The 26,238-nt window shown below is 71.6% G+C and carries 26 protein-coding genes and 1 pseudogene; 15 read left to right on the plus strand and 12 right to left on the minus strand.

The features are described 5' to 3' along the window. The first annotated feature begins 51 nt into the window (after positions 1-51). Positions 52-861: an HAD family hydrolase gene (locus IEZ13_RS20225; protein ID WP_183226493.1), complete on the plus strand. Its 810-nt coding sequence runs from the start codon at positions 52-54 to the stop codon at positions 859-861. After that, entirely contained in the window at positions 861-1,658 is a 798-nt protein-coding gene (locus IEZ13_RS20230; RefSeq protein WP_183226494.1) for an HAD family hydrolase, read from the plus strand. Before IEZ13_RS20225 ends, IEZ13_RS20230 begins: the two co-directional genes overlap by 1 nt. Before the next feature lie 182 nt (positions 1,659-1,840). Here the strand turns inward: IEZ13_RS20230 and IEZ13_RS20235 are convergent, their stop codons facing one another. Both IEZ13_RS20235 and ddaH read right to left on the minus strand, forming a co-directional pair. Then, on the minus strand, positions 1,841-2,410 hold the full coding sequence (locus tag IEZ13_RS20235) for a bacterial proteasome activator family protein (protein WP_183226495.1): 570 nt from the start codon (positions 2,408-2,410) through the stop codon (positions 1,841-1,843). Between the two features lie 31 nt (positions 2,411-2,441). Further along, positions 2,442-3,272 (minus strand): dimethylargininase, encoded by an 831-nt coding sequence (gene ddaH / locus IEZ13_RS20240; RefSeq protein WP_183226496.1) that lies wholly within the window; start codon positions 3,270-3,272, stop codon positions 2,442-2,444. Positions 3,273-3,340: 68 nt separating this feature from the next. Here ddaH and IEZ13_RS20245 point away from each other — a divergent pair, with 68 nt between their 5' ends. After that, a complete protein-coding gene (locus tag IEZ13_RS20245; RefSeq protein ID WP_183226550.1) occupies positions 3,341-3,793 on the plus strand; it encodes an Lrp/AsnC family transcriptional regulator in 453 nt (150 codons plus the stop codon). On the opposite strand, the gene IEZ13_RS20250 is transcribed toward IEZ13_RS20245, so the two are convergent. Genes IEZ13_RS20250 through mobA form a run of 3 tightly spaced genes read right to left on the minus strand, consistent with a single transcriptional unit; the run spans position 3,788 to position 5,758 of the window. Next, the gene (locus IEZ13_RS20250) at positions 3,788-4,864 is read right to left on the minus strand and encodes a T3SS (YopN, CesT) and YbjN peptide-binding chaperone 1 (protein ID WP_183226497.1); all 1,077 of its coding nucleotides are present in this window, start codon (positions 4,862-4,864) and stop codon (positions 3,788-3,790) included. The genes IEZ13_RS20245 and IEZ13_RS20250 overlap by 6 nt on opposite strands. A gap of 58 nt (positions 4,865-4,922) precedes the next feature. Then, positions 4,923-5,162 carry a DUF6457 domain-containing protein gene (locus IEZ13_RS20255; protein ID WP_183226498.1) on the minus strand — a complete coding sequence of 80 codons (240 nt, stop codon included), beginning with the start codon at positions 5,160-5,162 and terminating at the stop codon, positions 4,923-4,925. Beyond that, positions 5,159-5,758 (minus strand): molybdenum cofactor guanylyltransferase, encoded by a 600-nt coding sequence (gene mobA / locus IEZ13_RS20260; protein ID WP_229794809.1) that lies wholly within the window; start codon positions 5,756-5,758, stop codon positions 5,159-5,161. Before mobA ends, IEZ13_RS20255 begins: the two co-directional genes overlap by 4 nt. 82 nt (positions 5,759-5,840) lie before the next feature. Between mobA and fdhD the strand changes: the two genes are divergently transcribed. Next, a complete protein-coding gene (gene fdhD, locus IEZ13_RS20265; protein ID WP_183226500.1) occupies positions 5,841-6,668 on the plus strand; it encodes a formate dehydrogenase accessory sulfurtransferase FdhD in 828 nt (275 codons plus the stop codon). A 59-nt stretch (positions 6,669-6,727) separates the two neighbouring features. Continuing rightward, positions 6,728-8,365: an alkaline phosphatase D family protein gene (locus tag IEZ13_RS20270; protein WP_183226501.1), complete on the plus strand. Its 1,638-nt coding sequence runs from the start codon at positions 6,728-6,730 to the stop codon at positions 8,363-8,365. Between the two features lie 4 nt (positions 8,366-8,369). Here IEZ13_RS20270 and IEZ13_RS20275 read toward each other — a convergent pair whose 3' ends face one another. Continuing rightward, positions 8,370-9,329, minus strand: coding sequence for a DUF4192 domain-containing protein (locus IEZ13_RS20275; protein WP_183226502.1), 960 nt, complete (start codon positions 9,327-9,329; stop codon positions 8,370-8,372). A 90-nt stretch (positions 9,330-9,419) separates the two neighbouring features. Continuing rightward, on the minus strand, positions 9,420-9,923 hold the full coding sequence (locus IEZ13_RS20280; protein WP_183226503.1) for a GNAT family N-acetyltransferase: 504 nt from the start codon (positions 9,921-9,923) through the stop codon (positions 9,420-9,422). 56 nt (positions 9,924-9,979) lie between these two features. Here IEZ13_RS20280 and IEZ13_RS20285 point away from each other — a divergent pair, with 56 nt between their 5' ends. From IEZ13_RS20285 to IEZ13_RS20310, 6 genes and pseudogenes are all read left to right on the plus strand, one after another. Next, positions 9,980-10,849 carry a fructosamine kinase family protein gene (locus IEZ13_RS20285; RefSeq protein WP_183226504.1) on the plus strand — a complete coding sequence of 290 codons (870 nt, stop codon included), beginning with the start codon at positions 9,980-9,982 and terminating at the stop codon, positions 10,847-10,849. A 118-nt stretch (positions 10,850-10,967) separates the two neighbouring features. Next, on the plus strand, positions 10,968-12,002 hold the full coding sequence (gene moaA, locus IEZ13_RS20290; protein ID WP_229794837.1) for a GTP 3',8-cyclase MoaA: 1,035 nt from the start codon (positions 10,968-10,970) through the stop codon (positions 12,000-12,002). Continuing rightward, the gene (locus tag IEZ13_RS46630) at positions 11,941-12,249 is read left to right on the plus strand and encodes a MoaD/ThiS family protein (RefSeq protein ID WP_183226506.1); all 309 of its coding nucleotides are present in this window, start codon (positions 11,941-11,943) and stop codon (positions 12,247-12,249) included. The genes moaA and IEZ13_RS46630 overlap by 62 nt, the downstream gene beginning before the upstream one ends. A 358-nt stretch (positions 12,250-12,607) precedes the next feature. Further along, positions 12,608-13,168 (plus strand): DUF6939 family protein, encoded by a 561-nt coding sequence (locus tag IEZ13_RS20300; RefSeq protein WP_183226507.1) that lies wholly within the window; start codon positions 12,608-12,610, stop codon positions 13,166-13,168. Between the two features lie 1,057 nt (positions 13,169-14,225). Then, positions 14,226-15,038 (plus strand): annotated as a pseudogene (locus tag IEZ13_RS47955) (metallophosphoesterase); the annotation flags it as partial. Between the two features lie 65 nt (positions 15,039-15,103). Continuing rightward, positions 15,104-18,226 (plus strand): UvrD-helicase domain-containing protein, encoded by a 3,123-nt coding sequence (locus IEZ13_RS20310; RefSeq protein ID WP_183226508.1) that lies wholly within the window; start codon positions 15,104-15,106, stop codon positions 18,224-18,226. Here IEZ13_RS20310 and IEZ13_RS20315 read toward each other — a convergent pair. Then, positions 18,213-18,896: an A24 family peptidase gene (locus tag IEZ13_RS20315; RefSeq protein WP_229794811.1), complete on the minus strand. Its 684-nt coding sequence runs from the start codon at positions 18,894-18,896 to the stop codon at positions 18,213-18,215. The genes IEZ13_RS20310 and IEZ13_RS20315 overlap by 14 nt on opposite strands. A gap of 76 nt (positions 18,897-18,972) precedes the next feature. On the opposite strand from IEZ13_RS20315, the gene IEZ13_RS20320 reads away from it, so the two are divergent. From IEZ13_RS20320 to IEZ13_RS20335, 4 genes are all read left to right on the plus strand, one after another. Then, a complete protein-coding gene (locus IEZ13_RS20320) occupies positions 18,973-19,578 on the plus strand; it encodes an LppU/SCO3897 family protein (RefSeq protein ID WP_183226509.1) in 606 nt (201 codons plus the stop codon). Positions 19,579-19,658: 80 nt separating this feature from the next. After that, positions 19,659-20,864, plus strand: coding sequence for an ATP-binding protein (locus IEZ13_RS20325; protein WP_183226510.1), 1,206 nt, complete (start codon positions 19,659-19,661; stop codon positions 20,862-20,864). A 28-nt stretch (positions 20,865-20,892) separates the two neighbouring features. Beyond that, a complete protein-coding gene (locus IEZ13_RS20330; RefSeq protein ID WP_183226511.1) occupies positions 20,893-21,402 on the plus strand; it encodes a DoxX family protein in 510 nt (169 codons plus the stop codon). 219 nt (positions 21,403-21,621) lie between these two features. Then, entirely contained in the window at positions 21,622-22,938 is a 1,317-nt protein-coding gene (locus tag IEZ13_RS20335) for a glycosyltransferase 87 family protein (protein ID WP_229794812.1), read from the plus strand. A 362-nt stretch (positions 22,939-23,300) separates the two neighbouring features. Here the strand turns inward: IEZ13_RS20335 and IEZ13_RS20340 are convergent, their stop codons facing one another. Genes IEZ13_RS20340 through moaC form a run of 4 tightly spaced genes read right to left on the minus strand, consistent with a single transcriptional unit; the run spans position 23,301 to position 26,002 of the window. Further along, complete coding sequence (locus IEZ13_RS20340) at positions 23,301-23,810, minus strand: molybdenum cofactor biosynthesis protein MoaE (RefSeq protein WP_229794813.1); 510 nt, start codon at positions 23,808-23,810, stop codon at positions 23,301-23,303. Beyond that, entirely contained in the window at positions 23,807-25,024 is a 1,218-nt protein-coding gene (locus tag IEZ13_RS20345; RefSeq protein WP_183226513.1) for a molybdopterin molybdotransferase MoeA, read from the minus strand. Before IEZ13_RS20345 ends, IEZ13_RS20340 begins: the two co-directional genes overlap by 4 nt. 16 nt (positions 25,025-25,040) lie before the next feature. Further along, positions 25,041-25,538, minus strand: a complete 498-nt coding sequence (locus IEZ13_RS20350; RefSeq protein ID WP_183226514.1) for a MogA/MoaB family molybdenum cofactor biosynthesis protein — start codon at positions 25,536-25,538, stop codon at positions 25,041-25,043. Continuing rightward, positions 25,511-26,002 (minus strand): cyclic pyranopterin monophosphate synthase MoaC, encoded by a 492-nt coding sequence (gene moaC / locus IEZ13_RS20355; protein ID WP_183226515.1) that lies wholly within the window; start codon positions 26,000-26,002, stop codon positions 25,511-25,513. Before moaC ends, IEZ13_RS20350 begins: the two co-directional genes overlap by 28 nt. Positions 26,003-26,238: the final 236 nt, after the last annotated feature.

Here is a 26,238-nt window from a genome sequence, read left to right on the forward strand (position 1 = left end):
ACCGTTCTCCTTCCGCCCTCCGCGGGGGTCAGCCGACCCTCGGAGGTTTCGATGAAGCCTGGACTCCCCAAGCTGATCGCCACGGATCTGGACGGCACCCTGGTCCGCAGTGACAACACCGTCTCGGCGTACACACACGAGGTTCTCGACCGGGTCCGCGCCGCCGGCATCCGGATCGTCGCCGCCACCGGCCGCGGCCCCCGCCTCACCTCGCTCACCCGCAACGACATCCGGGTCGCCGACTTCCTGGTGCTCGCCCAGGGTGGCTGGGTGCTCGACCTGGAGGACTCCCGCTACCTGCGGCAGGCACGCCTGCCCGGCCCGGCGCTCGGCCGGGTGCTCGGCGCGCTGGAGTCGGTGGCCGGGCCGCTGTCGGTGATGTTCGAGGCACTGGAACACGACGACTCCCCGCTCTGGGGCGACTACGACCCGACCTGGCGTTTCCCGGTGACGGTGGAGGCCCGGTCACGCGCCGAGTGCCTCGACAGCGAGGTGATCAAGGCGTTCGCCCGGTCGTTCGAGCTGGGCGTCGACGAACTGCTCGCGATGGCCCACCGGGTGGTGCCGCCGGCCCTGGCGACGGTCACCCAGGCCGGCCTCGACTACGTGGAGATCTGCCCACCCTCGGTGGACAAGGGCACCGGCCTGTCGGTGGTCGCCGAGTCGATCGGAGTCGACCCGTCGGACGTGCTGGTCTTCGGCGACATGCCCAACGACCTGCCGATGTTCGCCTGGGCCGGCTGGGGACGGGTGGCGGTCGCCAATGCACACCCGTCGTTGCTCGCGGTGGCCGACGATGTGACACTCACCAATGACGAGGACGGCGTGGCCCGCTATCTGGACCGGCTATTGTCCAGGTGATGGCAGACTTCCGGCTCGTCGCCACCGACATCGACGGCACCCTGATCACCAGCGACCGCAGCCTGTCCCCCGGCACCCGGGACGTCTTGGAGCGCATCCCGGTCCCGGTGGTTCTGGTCACCGGCCGCCCGTTGCGCTGGCTCCACCAGCTCTACGACCAGTTGTCGGCACCGCTGCCCGCGATCTGCGCGAACGGCGCGGTCATCTACGACCCGGACAACGACGAGGTGCTACGTGCCGATCCGCTGCCCGGCGACCTGCTGATCGACGTCGCGAAACGCCTGCGCGACACGGTTCCCGACGTGTCCCTGGCCGTCGAGATCGAGGACGGCCGAGCCTTCCTGCACGAGGACACGTGGACCATCCGCTGGGAGCACGACGACCGGGTCCGGGTGATCGCCTCCCCGGAGGAGCTGACCGCGGCCCCCGCCGTGAAACTGCTGGCCCGCTCCGCCACCGCCGACCCCGACGACTTCCTGGAACTGGTCAGCCGCACCCTGGGCGACCGGGCCGAGGCGACCCGGTCGTCGTCGTCGGCGCTCGTCGAGATCTCCGCGGCCGGCGTCACCAAAGCCGCCGGGCTGGCCTGGCTCTGTGAACGGCACGGCATCACCGCCGACCAGGTCGTCGCCTTCGGCGACATGCCCAACGACATTCCGCTGCTGAGCTGGGCGGGCCGGGGCGTCGCGGTGGGCAACGCGCATCCCGCGCTGCGCGCGATCGCCGACGACGTCACCGGCACCAACGACGAGGACGGCGTCGCAACCTATCTGCGCTCTCTCTTCAAGTTGAGCTAGCGGGGTCGCTTCCGGCCGGCGGGAGCCGCGGCGGGGAGGGTGGGTGGGCAGGTGGTTGCGAGCGTGAGCCGACGCTCACGCCCGGAACGCGCGGCATGGTCTGGAGTTGCACGGGGCCGCGCCGAACCGGCGGGACGGTCCGAATTCGGCGGAACGGGCGGCCCCATACGATAAAAGGGGTTTTAGAGGTATTGGCCGGTGCGGCCGTGCACGTTCTCCTGGCCGGGAGCGCCGGCGCCTGGGATGAGGCCGCCCATCGGCAGTGCCGGGCGGCCCGGGATGCCGCCGCGCATCTGCTCGAGTTGCAGGCGGGCGGCCATCTGCTGGGCGACGAGAGCCGCCTGGATGCCGTGGAAGAGGCCCTCCAGCCAACCGACCAGCTGGGCCTGGGCGATGCGCAGCTCGGCCTCGCTGGGCGGGGTCTCGCCCTCGAACGGCAGGGACAGACGCTCCAGCTCCTCGCGCAGCTCGGGGGCGAGACCGTCCTCGAGCTCGGTGATCGACCGCTGGTGGATCTCCCGCAGGCGGCCGCGACTCGCCTCGTCGAGCGGAGCCGCCCGCACCTCCTCGAGCAGCTGCTTGATCATGCTGCCGATTCGCATGACCTTGGCGGGCTGCTCGATGAGGTTGCCGGGCTCCTCGGGCGTGAGCGAGCCGTCGGGCTCGACCGTACCCATCGGGCGGCCGTCCGGGCCCACGACGATGACGGAGCCGTCTTCCTTGTGCTCAGTGGTACGGGTGTCGTCGGTCATGCGCCCATCTTCGCTCACCGGTTCGAGATCGTCAGGGGCGCAGTTCGGCTACCGCGCACTTGATGCTGCCGCCGCCTCGTTTGAGCTCGGAGAGATCCACGTGAACGGGGAGGTAACCGGCTTCGCGGACCTTGTGGCCCATCGCGACGGCCTCGGTGTTGAGGATCACGTGCCGGCCGTCGCTGACCAGATTGAGGCCGAACGCCTCGGCGTCGGCGCGGTCGGCGATGACGGCGTCCGGGAAGAGCTGGCGCAGCACCTGCTGGGACGCCTCGGAGAAGGCGCCGGGGTAGTAGGTGACGTGCCGGTCGTCGAGGGCGGCGAGCGCGGTGTCCAGGTGGTAGAACGCCGGGTCGACCAGCTTGAGCGAGATCACCGGGCGGCCCAGAACCTCCTGCGCCTCGGCGTGCGCGGCCGGGTCGGTACGGAAGCCGTAGCCGGCCAGGACGATGCCGCCGTACGCCGCGGGCAGGTACGCGAAGTCGCCCTCGCCCTCGTTGACGTGCTCCGGAGCGATGAAGTTCCAGCCCTCGTTCGCCAGGTAGAACGCCTGGTGGGCGGCGGCCTCGGCGGAGCGCTGCGGGTGCAGGAAGCGGGCGCCGTAGACGGTCCCGTCGACGGAGAAAGCGCCGTTGGCGGAGTAGACCATGTCCGGCAGGCCGGGCTCGGGGTCGAGCACGTGCACGACGTGGCCCAGGTCGGCGAGGGTGGTACGGAGCTGGTCCCACTGCTTGACGGCGAGACGGGCGTCGACCGTGACGGTGGTGTCCATCCAGGGGTTGATGGCGTACTCGACCGTGAAATGCTCGGGGGGACACATGAGGTATGTCCTGTTTCGCGGCAAGCGCTCCGTGTAGCTCATGAGGTTAAAGGGTAGGTAGGCTAAGTTGCAGCAAACAGCCATGAATCTTGCTTCTCGGAGGCGAATCGTTGCAGATGGACGCCGTCGACCAGCGAATCATTGCGCTCCTCGTCGCGGACGCCCGCTCTTCGTACGCTGAGATCGGTGCACGGGTGTCGTTGTCGGCACCCGCGGTGAAGAGGCGCGTCGATCGACTGCGCGCCGACGGGGTCATCAAGGGATTCACGGCCGTCATCGAGCCGGCCGCCGTGGGCTGGACCACCGAGGCGTTCGTCGAGCTGTTCTGCACCGGGCGAACCACACCGGCGCAGATCACCGTGGCCACCCGCAGGCATCCCGAAGTGGTCGGCGCCTACACCGTCTCCGGGCAGGCGGACGCGCTGGTGCACCTGCGGGCCGCCGACATCGGGCACCTCGAACAGGCGCTGGAGCGACTCCGGGCCGAGCCGTTCGTGACCTCGACCCGGAGCATGGTGGTGCTGTCGCGGCTGGTGGAGACGCCGACCGCGGTGCCGCTATAGGTACATGCCGGGGCGGTGCCCGTCGTCGGACTTGCCCGCCGACGGCTTGTCACCCTCGCCGAAGAACCGCTTGCCACCGAACTCGCCGTGCAGCCGGTCGTCCAGCTCGTCGGCGAGACCGGTCATCACCTGCATCGCCAGCATGAGATGGATCGCCTGGAAGTTGCGGCCGAACACCGGGATCGACGCCCACACGGTGTCCTGCGCGCAGTAGAGACGGCCGATCGGCATCCGGTTGGTGAGCTCGGACAGCTTCACGTAGAGCTGCTCGGTCGGCTCGACCTCGGTGAGGATCGGGGAGAAGACGTCGACCAGGGGCGGATTGTCCCGAACCCGGACGAAGACCATCGCCGAGCCGGCCCGGATGCCGATGTCGCCGTCGGCGTCGACCTGGAGCTGGTCGACGGTGGTCTTGGACATGGTGGCCACGACAGTGCGGACCCGCTCCTCCAGCGGCACCACGTCGTCGGTCACCGCGGCCAGGGCCGCGTCGAGAGCCGCGTCGTCGTCGTCCACGCTCAGCCCGGCCTCGATGCTGGGCTCGTGACGGGCGGTGCCGAGCGGGGTGGACTCGATCGGCTCGTCGTCCTCGTCGTGCACCAGGTAGACCAGGAAGGCCGGGTGCGGGGCGCCGTGCACGTCCCGCAGGGTGCGGGTGACGATGGTGGCGACCTGGGCGGCTTTGTCCTGTAACGAGCGCAGCCCGAACGAGTCGCCCGAGCCCGGCAGCACGCCCGGCGGCGACCAGCCGAGCGCGACCAGGTCGGCGACGGCGGCGCGGTCCATCCGGAACTCCTGCGGCAGCGCCGCGTTGCCGACCGCGAGCGCCTCGACGACGCCCTCCGGCAGCACCCGGATGCTCACTGAATAGACGGCCGTGCCGGTGCCCGAGGCGGTGGGGTCGAGCGTCAGGTCGATGTGCGCGCCCGGCTCCAAATTCGGCAGCAGTCCGGCCAGCGCGGCGGCGAACTCCCGCCACGCCTGGGTGACCTTCGCCTTCAGGTCGGCCGTGGTCGGCTCGTCGAGCAAACCGCCTTCGTACGCCTCGCTCGCGGCGCCTTCTGCCGTCATGATCGCACCTCCGTTCCCGTCACCCTATCGAGCGATGCGGGTCCAGGGTGGACCGCCTCTAGTTACCGGGAGCGGCCCGGCGCAGCGCCAGCGCGCTGATCCGCTGAGCGGCGTCGGCCGGGTCGGCGCCGGCGGCCACGGCGAGCCCGAGAAGGTACGCGGAGACCGGCGCCCCGGGCCGCAGGACGTTGTGCGCGACATCCCGGGCCACGTCGAGCACCTCCCGGGTGGGCACCTCGACGTCACCGAGCCCCAACTCGACGGCGACCTCGGCCACCCACTGATCGAGCTCGCTCATTGCGCCCATTCCTCCGCGGTGCGTAGATCGTCGTCGGTGTCGCAATCGAACCACGGGGGCGGGCCGGGCCGGCGCCAGGACACCTCGGCGACCCGGGAGTGATCGAGCAGCGCCCGCACCGGGGCGCCGTGCAGACCGCCGCGGGCCTCGGCCACCCGGTCGAGGGCGGCACGCAAACCGGCCGTACGCCATACCCCGCACAGCAGTTGCAGGTGCCCGTCGGTGTCCCGGTAGACCGCGCCCTCCATCGGCGCCGACTCCAGGGTCAGCCGCAGCACGTCGACCGCCTCGCCGGTCAGCAGCGGCAGGTCGGCGGCGAGCAGGGCGGTGTAGGTGACCTGGGACGGCACCAGGGCGAGCCCCGCCGCAGCCGCCGCGACCGGCCCACCACCGGGCGGTTCCTCCCGCGTGACGTGCACCGGAACCGGGAAGTCCGGCGCTATCCGGCCGACCACGACACGCGGGTCGGCGTCGTGCACCGCCGCCAGCACCCGGGTGAGCATCGACTGGCCGGCGACCGCGAGGGCCGGCTTGTCGGCACCGCCCATCCGCCGTGCCGCACCACCGGCCAAGACCACCGCCGCGAATCCCCCCACGTGAGTACCGTATCCCGACCACGTGCCGGACGTGACCACGCGCTCGGTTCGACGCCTTCCGGGGACCCCGTAAGCTCCCGCTATGGCCAGGAGCACGACCCGCCGCACGGTGGTTACCATCGATGTCAGCGTGTCGCCGGCCGCCCGCCGCCGCCAGGACCACCTGACGGCCGAGGAGCCGCTGGAGATCCGGGTCCGCAAGAAGCCGCTCGCGGTGACCATGCGCACCCCCGGCCACGACATCGACCTGGCCATGGGATTTCTGCTCAGCGAGGGCGTGATCAGCCGGGCCGGGGATGTGACGACGGCCCAGCTGTGCGCCGGCACGGACACGCCGAACACCTACAACGTGGTGGACGTCGTGCTCGATCCGAGTGTGCCGCCGCCGGTCACCGACCCGAGCCGCAACTTCTACACGACCAGTTCCTGCGGGGTCTGCGGCAAGGCCAGCATCGACGCGGTACGCGTACGGTCGCACTTCGACGTGTCCGCCGACCCGGTGCGGATCCCGGCCCGGCTGCTCGCCGGCCTGCCGGAGAAGCTGCGCGCCGCCCAGCGGACCTTCGACCGCACCGGCGGTCTGCACGCCGCCGGCCTCTTCACCGCCGAGGGTGAGCTGGTGGTGCTGCGTGAGGACGTGGGACGGCACAACGCGGTGGACAAGGTGCTCGGGTGGGCGCTGCGGGAGGGCCGGCTGCCGTTGACCGGGCATGTCCTGCTGGTGTCCGGGCGGGCCAGTTTCGAGCTCACCCAGAAAGCGTGGACGGCCGGGCTGCCGATGCTGGCCGCGGTGTCGGCGCCGAGCACACTCGCCGCGGAACTGGCCGAGGAAGCCGGAATGACACTTGTCGGTTTCCTCCGCGAACCGCGGATGAACGTCTACTCGGGCGCACATCGCGTCACTTCCTGACCATTCATTGGCAACGCCACCATTTATAGAGATTCATCTATGGGATCGACGCTGCGGGGATGCCGATCTCGCGCCGTACCCTGCTGACCTCGGCGGCCGGTGCCGCCACCGTGATTCCGCTGTCCGCCGCGACCACTCCCGGCCGCGGCCCACTGCCGGCCGACCCGTTCACCCTCGGCGTCGCCTCCGGTGACCCGTCCCCGGACGGCTTCGTGCTCTGGACCCGGCTCGCCGTCACCCCGCTCGCCGCGGACGGCCTCGGCGGCATGCCCTACCGTGCCGTGCCGGTGGCCTGGGAACTCGCCGCCGACGAGCGCTTCCGCCGAGTGATCCGCCGAGGCGTGACCGCCGCCCGCCCGGACCGGGCGCACAGCGTGCACGTCGAACTGGACGGGCTGGCGCCGGGCCGCGAGTTCTTCTACCGCTTCCACGCCGAGCGCCACACCTCGCCGACCGGGCGGACCCGGACCGCACCCGCCCGGTGGTCCCGGCCCGCCACCCTGGCCATGGCGTTCGCCTCCTGTTCCCAGTACGAGCACGGCTACTTCACCGCCTACCGCCGACTGGCCGAGGACGAGCCGGAACTGATCCTGCACCTCGGCGACTACCAGTACGAATACGCGCCGGACACCTACAACATCCCCGGCGGCAACCCGCGCGACCACGAGGGTCCGGAGACCGTCACGCTGGCCAACTACCGGCAGCGGCACGCCCAGTACAAGACCGACCAGGACCTCCAGGCAGCGCATGCCGTAGCCCCGTGGGCGGTGGTCTGGGACGACCACGAGACCGAGAACAACTGGGCCGACGAGGTGCCCGAGCAGCCCGACCCGAACTTCCTGGCCCGGCGGGCCGCGGCGTTCCAGGCCTACTGGGAGAACATGCCGCTGCGCCGGTCGTCGATCCCGAACGGCATCGACATGCTGCTCTACCGGCGGCTGCACTGGGGCCGGCTCGCCACCTTCCACATGCTCGACACCCGGCAGTACCGCGATGACCAGGGGTGCGGCGACGGCTACAAGGACTGCGCGGCCGCCGCCGATCCGGCCCGCTCGATCACCGGTGCCGAACAGGAGGCCTGGCTGCTCGACGGCTTCCGCCGGTCGACCGCCCGCTGGGACGTCCTCGGTCAACAGGTCTTCTTCGGCCAGCGGGACAACAACTCCGGCCCCCAGAAGGTGCTGAGCATGGACTCCTGGGACGGCTACCAGGGCTCCCGGGACCGGATCACCCGCGGCTGGGTGGACGCCGGGGTCCGCAACCCGGTGGTGCTCACCGGTGACGTGCACGCGCACTGGGCCGACGAACTCAAGCTGGACTGGAACGACCCCACCTCGAAGACCGTCGGCACCGAGCTGGTCTGCTCGTCGATCACCTCCGGCGGGAACGGGGCCGACGTGGCGAGCGGCAACCACACCTGGGCCGCCTGGAACCCGCACCTGCGCTTCTACAACAACCAGCGCGGTTACGTCCGGACGCGGATCACCGGGGAGACGCTGACCGCCGACTTCGTGGTCCTGCCCTACGTCACCGAGGCGGGCGCGCCGGCGCACACCCGGGCCTCCTTCGTCATCGAGGACCGGGTGCCCGGCCTGCACACGGTCGCCGACAACCCGACCCCGTCGCCCAGCCTGCGCACGACGGCACCGGAGGACCAGGGCGCGGAGACCGTCCGTCAGGAGACCGAACGGCCCTGACCGGTCAGCCCGCACGACGGTTCACCAGGGTCGGGGGGATTCCGCTGGTCAGGAGCTCGAACAGCATCCGGGCGAGCTGGTGGCCGGGCTCCGCGCTGAGGGCCCGCTCCACCGCCACCCGGGCCAGCGCACCCCGGCCCAGCCGCCAGGCCGCGAACCCGAGCAGGCAGGCCGGAGCCGCCACGAACGCCGTCTCGACCCGCCGCACCACGTCGGTCCAGAGCCGGACCCGCCACTCCTCCGGACCGGTCCGGTTGAGCGCATAGTCCTCCACACCCCGCTCCACCAGCAGCGACCCGAGCCAGGCGACCTCGTCGTCGGTCAGGGCGGCACCGGACCGGTACCGCTTCTCAGCGTCCCGGATCGCCAGGCGGCCGGCCCGCCGGATCCGCCGGACGTCGTCGAGCAGCTCGGGAAAGCGGGTTCGGGCCCGCTCGGTGGCCGCCACCATGGCCTTACGGGCCGGCCCGCGCACCGCCGCGACCTGGTCCGCCAGGTGCTCCCGGCTGGGCAGGGCGACCTGGCCGAGGTAGGTGGCCGCGGCCGCGATCACGCTGTCCGGTGGCGGGCAGGGCAACCCCTGCGGCGGGCAGCAGCCCGGGTCCTCGCACAGATACGACCACCAGCGGCCGTCGTCGACCCGGAGCACGTCGTCGATCCGGACGCCGGCGGCCCGCAGCGCCTCGGCGACGGACAGCACGACCGGGGTGACCCGCCGGGGCGGACCGTAGCCGACGATCACCATCGCGTCGGGACGCTGCCGGGCCACCGCTCCGGCCACCTCCCGGGCAGTCTCCGCGCACCGGTCCGGCGGCGGCAGGTCGAGGCACGCGCCGAAGTCGAGCTCACGGCCGCGCAGGCCGACCAGGGCGAGGTCGTCACGCGGGTGGTAGCCGAGCAGGAACGGCAGTGCCGCGAGAAGATCGGAAGGGGTACGGAGGACGAGGGAGCAGTCGCCTGTCATGCCCGGCAGCGTGCTCGCATTCGGCGGCCGGTGGGATGCCCTGTGGACGACACGCCGACCTGTCCACAGGCGGCGATCGCGAAGCCGCAGCTAGGAGCGGAACGGCAACTCGTGCAGTTGCAGACCCTCCTGCTGCCAGGGGTGCGTGTGCCGGTCCAGGTCCATGGTCAGCTCGATCGACGAGACCACGTCGTAGCCGGCCGCGTGCAGACTGCGGATCGCCTCCACGTTGCGGGACTCCGGTGAGATGGTCAGCGCGGTCATGCTGCGGCGTTTGGCCTCGCCGGCGACGTGTTGCAGCAGGCGGCGGCCCACGCCCTTGTGCCGGTGGGTGATCGTCACGACGACCGGGTCGACCTCACCGGCCCGGCCCCGCATGATCAGCCCGACCATCCCGATCACCCCGTCGTCGGCGTGGTCGGCCACCCACAGTCCGGAGAGGTCGAGCCTGGTCAGGTACTCCTCGAAGCCGGCGCCGCCGTCGTCCCGGTGTTCCCCGTACATCTCGTTGTGCTGTCTGGTGAGCTCGGTCCACAAGCGCCTGCCAGTGGAGTGGTCACTCGGGCGGTACGAGCGCACGACGACAGGGGTCATGACGTCATCTTGCCTCCGAATGGAGACTTACGTCACCAGAAGCGCAAGATAGCCGGGTGGACCTGGCGTATCTGCGCGCGCACCCTGAGCACCTCCCGACATTTCTCACCCACCAGCGAATCCGTGAGACACCCGTGGCCCGTGGGGTCTCCCGGCTCACTCTCGACGACGGAACGTCCCTGTTCGCGAAGTCGTGGTCGTCCGGTCCGGCGCCCGACGGCATGTTCGCGGCGGAGGCGGCCGGACTGGCCTGGCTGCGCTCCTCGGAGACGGTTCCGGTGCCGGAGGTCCTGGTCGCCCTGCCCGATCTGCTCGCCACCGAGTGGGTCCAGCCCGGCGAGCCCACCCGGCAGGCGGCGGAGACGTTCGGCCGCTCGCTCGCCCGCCTGCATCGCAGCGGCTCCGACGCCTTCGGCGCCGCCTGGCCCGGCTGGATCGGCCCGCTGCCGCTGGACAACACCCCCGGCACCGGCGCGTGGGCCTCCTGGTTCGCGACTCGGCGCCTGCTTCCCTACCTCAAGATCTCGGCCGATCGCGGCGCAATCTCCGAGACCGACGTCACCCTCATCGAGCAGATCATCAAAGACCTCGAGGGGTACGCCGTGAGCGAACCGCCCGCACGAATCCACGGCGACCTGTGGCCGGGCAACCTGCTGTGGGCCGCCGACGGCCGTGCCTGGCTCGTCGACCCGGCGGCGCACGGCGGCCACCGGGAGACCGACCTGGCGACACTGTCCCTGTTCGGCGGGGTGCCCTACCTGGACGTCATCCTGGCCGCCTACCGGGAGGAGTGGCCACTGGCGGAGGGCTGGCAGGCCCGGGTTCCGCTGCATCAGCTGCACCTGCTGCTGGTGCACACCGCGGCGTTCGGCGGTGGGTACCGGGACGCGGTGCGGGCCGCCGCCACGGCCGTTCTGCACTTTTGATCGTTGATCTATGGGGCGAAAGGCCCGGAACGGAGAGGCGGGTTGCCCATAGGGCGATATGGCTAGCGGCGGGATGGGTGATGAGCGGCTAAATTCGACATGTGCGCATCTCCAGGAGATCAGCCGAGCCGGCCCGGTGGCGACCGTGACCGGGCTCATCGACCGGTTCGGCCGCATCGCGACCGATCTGCGCGTCTCGCTGACCGATCGGTGCAACCTGCGCTGCACGTATTGCATGCCGGCGGAGGGCCTCGCCTGGATGCCGCAGCAGCAGCAACTCTCCGACGACGAGGTGAAGCGGCTCGTCCGGATCGCGGTCGAGCGGCTCGGCGTCACCGAGGTTCGGTTCACCGGCGGCGAGCCGCTGATCCGGCGCGGCCTGGTGGACATCGTGGCGGAGACGGCGCGGCTCGATCCGCGCCCCAAACTCTCGGTCACGACGAACGGGATCGGCCTCGACCGGACCGCCGTCGCGCTGCGTGATGCCGGCCTCGATCGGGTGAACGTCTCGCTGGACACCCTCGACCCGGTGCGGTTCAACACGCTCACCCTGCGCGACCGGCACGCCGACGTGCTGGCGGGCCTGCGGGCGGCGGCCGATGCCGGGCTCACCCCCGTGAAGATCAATACCGTGCTGATGCGCGGGGTCAACGAGGACGAGGCGCCGGCGCTGCTGCGGTTCGCCCTCGATCACGGCTATCAGTTGCGCTTCATCGAGCAGATGCCGCTGGACGCCCAGCATCAGTGGGACCGGCACGAGATGGTCACCGCCGAGGAGATCCTTGCCGCGCTCGAGCCCTTCGATCTCCAGCCTGACAATGTTTCACGTGGAACGGCGCCGGCCGAGACCTGGCTGGTCCCGGGCCATGTCGACGCCGCCGGGGAACCGGCCCGGGTCGGCGTGATCGCCAGTGTGACCCGCCCGTTCTGTGGCGACTGCGACCGGACCCGCCTCACCGCCGACGGCCAGGTCCGCAACTGCCTCTTCGCCACCGAGGAGAGCGATCTGCGCGGGCTTCTGCGGGGCGGGGCCTCCGACGAGGAGATCGGTCGGGCCTGGCAGACCGCCATGTGGGGCAAACGCGCCGGGCATGGCATCGACGACCCGTCCTTCCTCCAGCCCGCCCGTCCCATGTCCGCGATCGGAGGCTGAACCGGTGCTCACGGTCCGCTACTTCGCCGGGGCCCGCGCGGCCGCCAGTGGCACGTCCAGTGAGATGGTCGAGGCCGCTCACCTGGACGAGTTGATCCAGGTTCTGGTCGACCGGCATGGTGAGCGGCTGGCCCTGGTGCTGAAGGCGGCCAGCTTCCTGGTGGATGGGCTCAGCTGCCATGACCGGGCGGCGGCCCTGCCGGAGGGCGTTACGGTCGACATCCTGCCGCCGTTCGCGGGCGGCTGACGGCCTTCCCGCCGCACGCTCGCGCGTCCGGGCAGCTGGCGGGCCATTCTTGGACGCTTTGCCACCGCCACCGGCGGTCAATCGTCCAAGATTGCCCCGCGCCTTTCCGCCGCGGTTCGCGGGCACCGACGTGGCCTCCTGCTACCGCTCGCGGGCGGCTAGCGCGCATCTCCCCGCCGCGCTCTCAGGCGTCCGAGCAGCTCGTGGGCCGATCTTGGACGGTTCGCCACCGCAATCGGTGGTCAAACGTCCAAGGTCGCCGCGTGTCGTGGGCGTCTCGTTGCGCTGCTGCGCTGGTCGGCGGGTTTTGTCGTACCCCTGGGGCAGCATGTGCGGTGGGACTGACGGGGAGGCTGGGATGCGGGTTGATGTTGCGAGCAGGCGACGGAAGCCGGAATCGGTGCGGGCTGCGTTCCCCGGGGCGACCGTAATCGACGTGACGTCGCGGGGGCCGGAGCCGTGGGTGCGGCTGAGCCCGTTCTACCCACACGGCGGCATTCCGATTCCGCTCACATCAGGGGCGGTCGGCGCCTCGGTCGAAGGGATCTGGCAGGCGCTGAAGGTGTTCGAGAGCGCCGATGTCGATCCGGGAAGGCTGGCCGTCACCTCGATGACCAAGATCAAACGGACCGTGCGCCGCTACGGGCCGGTTCGCGGCCATCGTGCCGGGCTTACCGGTCAGGAGCTGCTGGACTATCCGACCGCCCGCAAGCAGATCTATCTGCCGGCCTATCGGTGGGTGCTCGAGCACCGGGTCCCGGATCTCGTCGATCGGCTGCGCGGCCTGGCGGCCGGCGGCATCGTCCTGCTCGACTACACGACGAACGGCGACCCGGCCGACACCAGCAGCCCGCTGTCGCATGCCGCCCTGCTGGCCCGCTATCTGACCGGCCGGTGGCCGGGCCCGGAGCCGGCATGAGGGTGATGCGCTTGTATCAGCCAGCCACCTCCCGCGTTGTCGCGCTGTTTGACGGGTGGGACGGTTCCGCCCGGCATGTGGCTGCTGAGACGCCGCTGAGAACGTCGACAGTTCACGGCTCCAGGGGCTCCGGCTAGTCGGGGAAACTGGGTCGGGCAAGCTGGAGGGCACGGTCGCGGGTGGGGCCGGCTGGGGAGGGTTCGAGTTGGTGCTGTTCATCGCGATGGTCCTGGTGATCGTCGGTCTGATCCACTTCTACCTGTGGAAGAGGCTGGTTCGTGATCCACTGCGTCCCGGCCCAGCCCGCCGCGCCGGGACTGTTCTGGCGGTCCTGCTCTTCGTGCTGTTCCCGGTGACGATGGGCGGGGTGCGGGCCGGCTACCTCACGTGGCTGGCCTGGCCCGGCTATCTGTGGATCGCCGTGATGTTCTACCTGCTGATCACGCTGCTCCTGCTGGAGATTCCCCGGCTGGTGGCGCTGCGGTTGTGGGCGCGTAACCCTGGAGAAGGCAGCGACCGTGCGTCGCGTTCTCCCGGGACTGCCCCTGCTCCCGGCGGTCCGGCGGCCGACCCCCTTCCCACCGGCGAGCCGGCATTGAACGGCGCGGCAAGCGAACATGGCAGCGAGTCGATCGGTGGCGGTGAGCCGACGCTGAGCGGCAGTGGGCCGGTGACGCTGAGCGGCAGTGGGCCGGTGACGCTGAGCGGCAGTGGGCCGGTGACGCTGACCGAGCGCGCCGGCGAACCCTCCCTCAGCGGCGCGACGAGCGGGCACGCCAGCGCTCCGGCAGCAAGCGAGCATGGCGGCGAGCCCTCCCTCAGCGGCCAGGCGAGCGGGCACGGCAGCGAGTCGCACGGTGGCGGTGAGTTGACGCTGGGCGCGGATGGGGCCGCGACCGTTGACACGGTCGGCGAGAGCGGCGGCGTCGATGTCGACGTCGACGGTGAGAGCGGTGGCGCGAGCCGGGAGCCGGCAGACGGCGGCGTGGCGGGACACGGGGGCGCGGGTCACGGGGGCGCGGGTCACGGGGGCGCGGGTCAGGGGCCGGGGATGGACCGGCGGCTGCTCCTGGCCCGGGGGACGGCGATCTTCGCCGGGCTCACCGCGGCTAGCATCACCGGCTACGGCGTGAAGACCGCGACCGGGGCGCCGCAGATCGATCGCGTCCAGTTGCCGATCGCCAAGCTGCCACGGTCCATGGACGGAACACGGCTGGCCGTGGTCTCCGACATCCACATCGGGCCGCTCACCGGAGTGGAGCACGCGCGGCGCATCACCCGGGTGATCAATTCGGTGAACGCGGACCTGGTGTGCGTGGTCGGCGACCTGGTCGACGGCAGTGTGGCCGAGCTGGGCCGTTTCGCGGCGCCGCTGGGTGAGATCGAGTCGCGGCACGGGGCGTTCTTCGTGACCGGGAACCACGAGTACTACTCCGGCGCCGAGGAGTGGGTCGAGGAGGTGGCCCGGCTCGGGATCCGGCCACTCCGCAACGAGCGGGTCGAGATCAACGGACTGGATCTGGCCGGTGTGAACGATCTCACCGGTAAGGAGCAGGGCGACGGCCCGGACTTCGCCCGCGCGCTGGGCGACCGGGACACCACCCGGCCGGTGGTGCTGATGGCCCACCAGCCGGTGGCCGCGAAGGAGGCGGCGCCCTACGGGGTGGATCTCCAGGTCTCCGGGCACACGCACGGCGGCCAGATGGCCCCGTTCAACATGCTCGTGAGATTGCAGCAGCCGGTAGTCTCCGGCTTCGGGAAGGTGGACGGCGTGCCGGTGTATGTGACCAACGGCGCGGGTTTCTGGGGTCCTCCGGTGCGGGTGGGCGCGCCCCCGCAGGTCACGGTCATCGAATTGCGTGTGGCGTAACCCATCAAGATCGGTAAGTGTGTTTGAGCGTGGCGAAGCTTGGCGGAACCGACGGCCGTGACAGGATGCGGAACGTGGCGGTCAGCACGGATATATATGTCGCGGACCTGCACATTCACTCCCGCTACTCGCGGGCCTGCAGCCGTGATCTGACCCTGCCCAACCTGGCCTGGTGGGCCCGGCGCAAGGGCATCGCCCTGCTCGGCACCGGCGACTTCACCCACCCGGCCTGGTTCGAGCACCTCCGGGAGAGCCTCGAGCCGGCCGAGCCTGGCCTGTTCCGGCTCGCCGACGAGAAGCCGGTGACGAAGCGGCTGCCGGGTTCGCTGCGCGGCACCGACCCGGCCCGGTTCATGCTGAGCGTCGAGATCTCCACGATCTACAAGCGGGACGACAAGACCCGCAAGGTCCACCACCTGCTCTACGCTCCCGACTTCGAGTCGGTCGCGAAGATCAACACGGCGCTGGCCCGGATCGGCAACCTGACCGCGGACGGCCGCCCGATCCTGGGCCTGGACTCGCGAAATCTTCTGGAGATCACCCTGGAGGCCGGCGGCTATCTGGTCCCGGCGCACATCTGGACGCCGTGGTTCTCCGCCCTGGGGTCGAAGTCCGGGTTCGACGCGATCGCCGACTGCTACGCCGACCTGGCCGACCACGTCACCGCGGTGGAGACCGGCCTCTCCTCGGACCCGGAGATGAACTGGCGGGTCTCCAGCCTGGACCGCTACCGCCTGGTCTCGAACTCGGACGCGCACTCGCCGGCCGCCCTGGCCCGTGAGGCCACCCTGTTCACCGGCACCCCCGACTACTTCGCGGTGCGCGACGGCGTCGGCCAGGCCGGGACGCTCGAGTTCTTCCCGGAGGAGGGGAAGTACCACGCCGACGGCCACCGCGCCTGCGGGGTGAACTGGGAGCCGGAGCGGACCCGGCAGGCCGGCGGCCGCTGCCCGGAGTGCGGGCGCCCGCTGACCGTCGGCGTGCTGAGCCGGATCGAGGACCTGGCCGACCGTCCGCTGGGCTTCCAGAAGGACGACCACGTCGAGCACCTGATCCAGCTGCACGAGATCCTCGGCGAGATCCACGGTGTCGGCCCGAAGTCGAAGACGGTGGAGTCCCAGCTCAACCATCTGGTCGCCACGCTCGGCGCGGAGCTGGACATCCTGCGCAAGGTGCCGGTGGACGAGATCGGCAAGGCGGGCGGCGACGAGCTGCGCGAGGCGATCACCCGGCTCCGGAGCGGCGATGTGCGGCGGGTGCCCGGCTATGACGGCGAGTACGGCGTGATCACGCTCTTCGACTCCGGCGAGCTGCGCAACCGCAACAGCGCCCCGCAGGTGGAGACGCTCTTCGACTTTCCTGCGGAGACACCGAAGGCGAGGCCCGAGCCGGCCCCGGCGAAACCGAAGGCCAAGCCGGTCAAGGAGAAGCCGGCCCCGCCGCCGCTGGCCCCGCCGCCCAGCCCGCACGAGCCGTTCGAGCCGATGCTGGCCGGGATGGAGGAGGTCGGCACCGGCCTGCTGGACCGGCTGGACGCGATGCAGCGGGTGGCCGCGTCGGCGCCGGGCGGTCCGCTGCTGATCGTGGCCGGCCCGGGCACCGGCAAGACCCGGACACTGACGCACCGCATCGCGTACCTCTGTGCCGAGCTGGGCGTCTTCCCGGAGCGTTGCCTGGCCATCACGTTCACCCGGCGGGCCGCGGCGGAGCTGCGGGAGCGTCTCGAGGCGCTGCTCGGTGACGTGGCCGAGGACATCACGGTGGGCACCTTCCACTCGCTGGGCCTGACCGTGCTGAAGGAGAACGCGAAGGCGGCCGGGCTGGGCTCGGGCTGGCGCATCGCCGACGACCACGAGCAGGCGCGGGCCCGGGAGCAGGCCGGCGAGGACGACGCGGCGTACCGGAAGCTGCTGCGCCAGCAGGACCTGGTCGACCTGGACGATCTGATCAGCGTGCCGGTGGCGCTGCTGCGGGAGGACCAGGCGCTGGTCGAGAAGTACCGCAAGCGCTGGCAGTGGATCTTCGTGGACGAGTACCAGGACGTCGACGAGCTCCAGTACGAGTTGCTCCGCCTGCTCAGCCCGCCGAACGGCAACCTGTGCGCGATCGGTGACCCGGACCAGGCGATCTACTCGTTCCGGGGCGCCGACGTGCAGTACTTCCTGCGGTTCAACTCCGACTTCGTGGACGCCCGCCTGGTCCGGTTGACCCGCAACTACCGGTCGTCGGCGCCGATCCTGGCCGCCGCGGTGCAGGCCATCGCCCCGACGACGCTGGTCCGTGGCCGCCGGCTGGACCCGGCCCGGCTCGACCCGGAGGCCGCGCTGGTGGGCCGCTATGCCGCCCGCAGTGTCGCGGACGAGGCCGACTTCGTCGTCCGTACGATCGATGAGCTCGTCGGTGGCCTCTCGCACCGCTCGCTGGACTCGGGCCGGGTGGACTCCCGTGTCGCCGCGGCCGGAAATCTGTCGTTCTCCGACATCGCGGTGCTGTACCGCACCGACGCCCAGTCCGGTCCGATCATGGAAGCCCTGTCCCGGGCCGGCGTCCCGGTGCAGAAGCGGTCGCACAACCGGCTGCGGGACCGGGCCGGGGTCGCCGAGATCGCCCGGGAGCTGCGGCACGCCGGCGGTGCGGGCGGTTCGCTCGCGACCCGGGTGAAGCTGGCCGGTCAGGTGCTGGCGCAACGGTTCGCCGCCCCCACGCTGGACGGTGGACAGCTGGCGCCCGAGGACATCTGGACCGCCACCGAGCTGCTGATGCCGCTGGCCCACCGGGTGGGTGAGGATCTGCCGCTGTTCCTGCAACAGTTGTCGACGGGCGCCGAGGTGGACGCGCTGGACCCGCGGGCGGAGGCGGTGAACCTGCTGACCCTGCACGCCGCGAAGGGCCTGGAGTTTCCGGTGGTCTTCCTGGTCGGCTGTGAGGACGGTCTGCTGCCGCTGCGCTGGCCGGGTTCGACCCCGTCGGAGGAGGAGACGGCCGAGGAGCGCCGGCTGTTCTTCGTGGGCCTGACCCGTGCCCAGGACCGGCTGTATGTGAGCCATTCGGCGAAACGGTCGCGGCACGGCAGCGAGCGGGAGCAGAGTCCCACACCGTTCCTCGACGTGATCGATTCCGGACTTTTCGAGAAGCTGGGTGAGGCGACCCCGGCCCGTCCGAAGGATCGTCAGCTCAGACTGCTGTAAGACCGGCGAGCGCTCCGGCGAGCAGGGCCGGCCCGAACGGGATCGGCCGTGCTCGCCGCCGCACCAGCAACCAGGTGGCGACCGCGCCGTTGAGCAGGTGGGCGGTGCCGAGACCGACGGCCACCGCCGGCCAGCCCGCGAACCCGAGCAGGAACGCCAGTGCCGCGCCCAGTTTCACGTCGCCGAGGCCGAGTCCGCGCCCGGGCAGCATCGCGATCGCCAGGTACCCGGCGCCGACCAGCGTGCCGGCGGCCAGGGCCGGACCGATCCGGCCGGGCGCCAGCAGGGCGAGTGGTGTGCCCGCGCCGAGGGCGAGTGTGCCGACCAGTTTGTCGGGCAGGCGCAGGCAGCCCAGGTCGATCGCCGCGAGAAGCACGCCGGGGATCGCGGCGAGCAGGTGGACCGGCAGTTGGGGCACCGGTCCGAGCAGGACCGCCAGCAGGCCGCCGACCAGCGACAGCGTCACGGCCGGGCCGATTCCGCTGGCACAGCAGGCCGGTCCGGCGTGGATCCAGCCGGCCGCTCCGGGTGGGAACGGCCGGTCACAGCGGGCGCACGCCGGCCGTGCCGGTTCTCCGAAGGGGACGGTCAGCCGGTACGCGACGCGGGGCAGGAACGCCCCCGCCGCCGCCCCGAACAGCATCGACAAGATCACCAACTGTGATGACACGAACGTGAAAGGTAGCCGATTGTCCGCCGCACGCTACGGTGGCAGGCAGCGTAGACCGCTTCTGGAGGGACCCCCGATGTCGCAGAACGGGCCGTACCCTGGTCAGCCATGGCTGGGTGGGAGCCCCGAGGAGCCGTACTCGGAACCCGCCGACCCGTGGAGCGCGACCGAGCAGCCGTGGAGCCAGCCGCAGATTCCACAACAGCAGCCGCCGCAGCCCGGTTGGAAACCGCCCGCCGAGTGGAAGCCGCCACCGGCCCGGCGCGGTTTCGCGATGGGCGCGCTGGTCGCCGTGCTCAGTGTCCTGATCGGTGGCGGGGTGGCCACCGGCGCCTGGTTCCTGCTGGGCCGCGACGAGAAGGCGAAGACGCCGGTGGCGGCGACCACGACCGCGCCGGCCGGGCACGGGGCGCGACCGCAGACCAGTGAGGACGCCCGGTTCGCGGCGAAGGGCCAGTGTGTCCGCAACGAGGGCACCGACAACGAGCCGAAGCTGCGTGTGGTGGTCTGCACGGCGAACACCTACCAGGTGCTGAAGCGGATCGACGGCAAGACCACGGGCGAGAAGGACGCGGTCGGTAAATGCTCCAAGGTGACCGGCTACACGAAGTGGTATTACTACGACACCGAATACGACGACGTCGACTTCGTGCTCTGCCTCAAGGAGTATTCCACGGTCTAGCGAATCTGCTAGAAACCCCTAGATGGTGATATCGAGGCGACTCTAGCGTTCGCGCTAGACGGCCCGATACGGTGCTACGCGTGGATCCGGTGCGAAATCCGTATGCTCCCGGCGCCGGTCAGCGCCCACCCGAGCTGGCGGGCCGTGGTCGCGAGCTGGACGCCTTCGACGTCGTTCTGGAGCGGGTGGCCCGCGGTCGCCCCGAGCGCAGCCTGGTCCTGACCGGCCTGCGCGGCGTGGGCAAGACGGTGCTGCTCAACACACTGCGCTCGGCCGCGATCGGCCGCCTCTGGGGCACCGGCAAGATCGAGGCCCGGCCGGACCAGTCGTTGCGCCGCCCCGTCTCCGGCGCGCTGCACATGGCGATCCGCGAGCTGGCCCCGCACCACCGCGACCCGGACCGGGTGGACGAGGTGCTCGGCGTGCTCAAGGCGTTCGCGCTGCGGGCCAACGAGACCAACGCGAAGATCCGGGACCGCTGGGCGCCCGGCATCGACGTGCCGCCGGCCCGCGGCCGTGCCGACTCCGGCGACATCGAGATCGACCTGGTCGAGCTGTTCACCGACGCCGCCTCGCTGGCCACCGACGTCGGCACCGGGATCGCCCTGTTCATCGACGAGATGCAGGACCTCAGCGCCACCGACGTGTCGGCGCTCTGCGCGGCCTGCCACGAGCTGTCCCAGCTGGGCGCGCCGCTGATCGTGGTGGGCGCCGGGCTGCCGCACCTGCCGGCCGTGCTATCCGCCGCCAAGTCGTACTCCGAGCGGCTGTTCCGGTACGCACGGATCGACCGGCTGGACCGGGACGCCGCCGATCTGGCGCTCGGCGTGCCGGCCGAGCGGGAGGGCGTGGACTACGACCAGGAGGCGCTGGACCTGCTCTACGAGAAGTCCGGCGGGTATCCGTACTTCGTCCAGGCCTACGGGAAGGCCACCTGGGATCACGCGCCGCAGTCGCCGATCACCCCCGACGACGTCCGGGTGGCAGCGCCCGAGGCCGAGGGCGAGCTGGCGGTCGGCTTCTTCGGCTCCCGATTCGAGCGGGCCACCCCGGCCGAGCGGGAGTACATGCGGGCCATGGCGGCGCTCTCCGACGATCCCGGCAACGACATGGACGCCGCGGTGCCGACGTCGGACATCGCCACCTCGCTCGGCCGTAAACCGGCCAGCCTCTCGCCGGCCCGCGACGCGCTGATCAAAAAGGGACTCATCTACTCCGGCGAGCGGGGGACGGTGGCGTTCACCGTCCCGCATTTCGGCCGCTACCTCAGGACTCAGCCGGTGTAGTCGGCCGGTTACGGGTATAACCGGGGGCATGAGGCCCGTACGCACCGCAGCCCGAGCCATGCTGGCATCGATCTTCGTGTTCGACGGCATCCGTGCCCTGGCCCGCCCCGAGGAGCGGGCTGAAGCGGTCCGCCCGTTCGCCGACCGGGTGACGCCGCTGCTGGAGCGCACGGACCCACGCCTGCCCACCGATCCGGTCACCCTGGTGCGGGTAAAGGCGGCCGCCGACGTGCTGGCCGGTCTCGCGCTGGCCACCGGGCGGTTCACCCGACTCTCCGCCGCCGTGCTGGCGGCCGGCCTGATTCCGCACACCGCGACCGACAAGGGTGACCGCGATCACCTGCTGCGCAGTCTCGGTCTGCTCGGTGGGCTGCTGCTCGCCGCCGCCGACACCGAGGGCCGGCCGAGCCTGCGCTACCGCACCACGCACGCGGTGGACCGCAGCCAGCGGTCGGTGCGCCGGGCCGTGCGCACCGCGAAACGGGAGGCGAAGATCGCCGCGGCCGCCGCCGCCACGGCGCGCAGATTGCCCGGATAACAACCTTATCGCGGCGTTTGCGTTAAAGCGGACAAGGGACCGCGCGGTCGGTCTGCGCCTTCTAAGCTCGCTTCCGCTCGGCTACGACGTGCCGCCGATCCCGACCGCTTCGCCCTTCGTGCGAGCGGCGGGTCGACCGGCAGGCCATGCCGTGCCCGGTAACGAGACGGGGGTCGCGCCATGCCGGCGAAGCGAAGAGGGGCGCACAACGCTGCGCGCGTGCGGTCCGGGCTGGTCGTTCTCGGCGCCCTGCTCACCCTGGCGGTCATCACTCTCTACCTTCAGCGGTACGCGCTGAGCACCCTCGCCGTGGAACACGCCGCCATCCGGGGGTGGCTCGACGGCGCGGACCTGTACGCCTACCGGTCCCCCGGCAACCAGGCCGGCGCCGCGCTGCCACCCGCACTGGCCATGCTGCTCGCGCCCCTGACCCTGCTGCCGCTGCGTGCCGCCGGCTGGCTGCTGGCCGCGGTCGGGGTGGCGGCTCTCCTGCTGACCACGCTGGTCGTCGCCGGCCCGGTGGCCCGTCGTCACGGTCACCGCCGCACCCCGTTCGTCCTGGCCGCGGCCGCCCTGGCGCTGCTCTCCGAACCGGTCCGGGCCACCATCGGCCTGGGCCGCCCGGAGTTGCTGATCCTCGCCCTGCTGGCCGCCGACCTGATCGCCCTGCGCCGCGCCGACCGTGCCCGGCACCGCATCCTGGCCGACCTGCCGGGCCCACGCCGCCGCTCCGCCCTGGACCGCGGACCGCACTGGTTCCCGGACAGGTTCCGCCGTCGTCTGCGCCGGGTCTGGATCACCGGTTCGTGGGCGGGCGTGGGCAGCGGTCTCGCCGCCGCCCTCTGCGCCGTGCCGTTGCTCTTCATCGTCTTCCTACTGCTCACCAAGCAGCGCCGGGCCGCCGTGACGGCCCTGTTCACGGCGGCGGTGGTCACCCTGGCCGCTCTGGCGGTGGCTCCCGACGAGACCCTTTCCTGGTACGGGACGGTCATGTGGGAGCTGGACCGCCCCGCCCCGGTCAGCGCCCCGGACAATCAGTCGCTGGCCGGCGTGATGGCCCGTCTCTACGGTTTCCCGGCGCCACCGGTGCTGGTCTGGTTCGCCTTCGGGATGCTGCTGCTCGCCGTGGGCCTGATCCGGGCCCGCTCGGCCCACACCGACGGCGACGAGGTGGCGGCCTTCACGCTGGTCGGCCTGACCGGCGCCATCACCGGCCCGGTGTCCACCTCGGCCGAGACGCTCTGGCTGCTCCCGGCCGTCCTGGTGCTCGCCGACACCGGCATGCGCCGTCGCCTGAGTGGCCGGCTGCCCCGTACCACCCGTCTCACCGGCATCGCCTTCCTGGCCGGGGCCCTGCTCGTCTACCTGGCCCTGCTGGCGCCACCGTCCTGGTCGCTGGCCTGGAACATTCCGGCCTTCGCCCTGATCCTGCTGGTCAACACGCTCCCGTGGCGGCATGGCGCCCCGTCCCTGCCCACCCCGCGGCCGGGCCGGTCCTCCCGCCCCGCGGCCATCCCGCTCCCACGCGGCGGCTGACCGCGGGGTGGCCGCACACGAGAGAGGTCGCGTGTGCGGTCGCCGGCGCCATGAGGCAAACGGGCGATCACGACACCGCAACCGTGTACATCCACCCGCCCGCGGCCCCGCGACCGCCCTGCCCGGGCGGACGGCGCTACGGCCGTAGGCGGGCAACCTGGGCGCCTGGCGAGCAATACCGCGACCACTACAGGGCGGCCGGCCGCTCGTCACCGACCGCTGAATCAGAGGGCTCGCGAGCCTGACCCGCGATCTCCGCCCGGCGGGCGCGGCACAGGCTTGGGTGGCACCCGGCTCGCGGTGCGCTACGGGACTGCCAATGTTTCGTCGGGGGCAGGCACTCCCGTACGAAATCATGGGTTTTAAGGGCAGTTGACCCATTCTTCGGCGCCGTCGTGGAAGACCTGGCGTTTCCAGATCGGGAGGCGGGCCTTGGCCTCGTCGACCAGGCGGGCGCAGGCGGCGAAGGCGGCCGCGCGATGTGCGGTGCTGACCGAGGCGACCAGGGCGACGTCGCCGATCTGGAGGGTTCCGATGCGGTGGGAGACGGCGACCGCGTAGACCGCTGGGTCAGCGGCGATCTCTGACGCCACCTCGCGGAGGATGGCGGCGGCGGTGGGGTGGCCCTCGTACTCCAGGAGGGTGACGCCGCGGCCGTGGTCATGATCGCGGACCACGCCCTGGAAGGAGACCACCGCACCGGCCCGCGGGTCGGCCACGGCGGCCTCGTGGGCGGCCAGGTCGAGCGGCGCGTCGATCACCTCGGCCCGGATGACGCCGGCAGCGGAATCCCCGGAGGCGATCTCGGTGGGAACGCCGGCTGCGGTGCGGTTCTCGGCGTGGGCGAGACCGGTGGGGTTCTCGGTGGTCATGGGCGCTCCCCGGGCGTCAGCGGAAGGGGCAGGAATCCGATGGTGTCGCCGGCGGCGGCCTGGGTGCCGGGGCGGACGACTGCGAAGCCGTGGGAGTTGGCGAGGCCGCGCAGCATGGCCGAGCCGACGTGGCCGACCGGGGTGGCGGTCCGGCCGGTGGAGTCGAGCGCGGCGAGGGCCAGGTGGGTGAAGTCCCCGCGGCCGGCGATCCCGGTGCCCGCGGTGACCTGCGGCAACGGGGGCAGATCGCGGCCGCGCAGGCCGGCCAGCAGCGGCGCGACCAGGGTGACCAGGGCGATGATCGCGGATTGCGGGTTTCCGGGAAGGCCGGCGAGGAAGCGCGGGCGGCCGGCCGGGCCGGGCACCCGGGCCAGCAGCATCGGGAAGCCGGGGCGGACTGCGACGGTGTTGACGATGTACTCGGCGCCCAGCTCGGCGAGGGCGGGATGCAGGTGGTCGACCGGGCCGTGCATGGTGCCGCCGGTGGTGCAGACCAGGTCGGCGGTGTCGAGGGCGGACCGGATGGCGTCGAGGTGGGCGTCGAGCGTGTCCTTGACCGGGCCGGTGACCGAGCCCATGGTGGCGCCGTAACGGCGCAGCCAGGACGGCACCTGTGGGCCGAGCGAGTCGCGGACCCGGCCGTTGCCGGGCGGGCCCGCGGTGAGCAGTTCGTCGCCGAAGACCAGAAGTGCGGCGCGCGGCGCCGGGCGGACCTGGAGGGTCTCGTAGCCGCAGGTGGCGGCGACGCCGATGACCGCCGGGTCGACCGCCGTGCCGGCCGGCAGCAGCTCCTCGCCGCGGTGCGCCTCCTCGCCGGGCAGGCGCCAGTCGGGGACGGCCCTCGGTTCGCCGGTGACCCGGCCGTCCCCGCCGGTTGCCGAGTCCTCGATCCGGACCAGGGCGGTGGCGCCCTCCGGCACCATGGCGCCGGTGGCGATCTCGACGCAGTCGCCGTCCGCGGTGAGCGGGGGCGGGGTGCCGCCGGCCAGGACCCGGCCGACCGGGCGCCAGGGCGCCGGGCCGCGGACCGCCCAGCCGTCGATGCTCGAGGTGGGGAAGGCCGGCAGGTCGGTGAGGGCGCGCAGCGGCTCGGCGAGGGTCCGGCCGTCGGCCTCGCCCAGCGGAATCACCTCGGCGCCGCCCGCCGCGGCCTGCCCCGCGGCGAAGGCGAGGGCTCGGGCCAGTTCCCAGTCCACAGGGGTCGACTCGGTCACCGGCGAAGCCTATCGCTCAGTGGTCGCCGCCCCGGATCTGGTCCACGGTGTGTGCGAGCAGCGGCCCGAGCACGGCCAGCCCGTCCTTGGCGCCGCCGGTCGAGCCGGGGAGGTTGACGATCAGGGTGCGGCCGGCCACCCCGGCGAGCCCGCGGGAGAGGGCGGCGGCGGGGACCCGGTCGCGGCTGTGGGCGCGGATGGCCTCGGCGATGCCGGGGATCTCGAAGTCGAGCAGCCCGCGGGTGGCCTCCGGCGTGCGGTCGGTCGGTGTGACGCCGGTGCCGCCGCTGGTCAGGACCACGTCGATGCCGTCGGCGACGGCGGCGCGGAGCGCTTCGGCGACCGGGTCACCGTCCGGTACGACGACCGGCTCGCCCACCTCACAGCCGAGCTCGCGCAGCCCGGTGACGAGCCGGGGGCCGCTGGTGTCGGCGTAGACCCCGGCCGCGGCCCGGTTGGAGGCGACGATCACGCGGGCCCGGATGGTCACGGCCGGTCCTCCGGGCGGATCCACTCGCCGGTCTTGCCGCCCTCTTTGCGCAGCACCCGGACCGATTCGATGCTGGCCGCCGGGTCCACTGCCTTGATCATGTCGATGAGCGCGAGGCCGGCCGTGGCGACGGCGGTGAGCGCCTCCATCTCGACGCCGGTCCGGTCGGCGGTCTTGGTGATCGCGGTGATCTCGACCGTGGTGTCGGTGGGCTCCAGTTCGACCTTCACGCCGTGCAACCCGATCGGGTGGCAGAGCGGAATCAGGTCGGGTGTCCGCTTCGCGCCCATGATTCCGGCGAGCCGGGCCACCGCGAGCGCGTCGCCCTTGGGCAGGCCGTCGCGGCGCAGCAGGTCGATGACCTCAGCGGTGGTACGGACCCGGCCGGCCGCGACGGCACGGCGGTCGCTCACGGTTTTGCCGGAAACGTCGACCATCCGGGCGGCGCCGGTCTCGTCGACGTGGGTGAGTTGGCTTTCCTGGGGCATACCGGAAGCCTAGTTCGTTTGCACTTCACATCTTGTCCACACTGCTCAGGGGCCATCTGGGCGCTGGCGAAATAGAATTCATCACGGCCGGACGATGCGATTTTCATCGCAATGAGTTTCCATTCAGAAACTGTCCGTGATGGCGTGGCAGGCTATTGTCGCATACTGCGCATACCGACACGATCTACTGGAAATCAGCGCTACACGCGCCTAACTTATCCCCTGTCAGGACGACA

This window comes from Actinoplanes campanulatus, from assembly GCF_014647795.1.
Classification (GTDB): domain Bacteria; phylum Actinomycetota; class Actinomycetes; order Mycobacteriales; family Micromonosporaceae; genus Actinoplanes; species Actinoplanes campanulatus.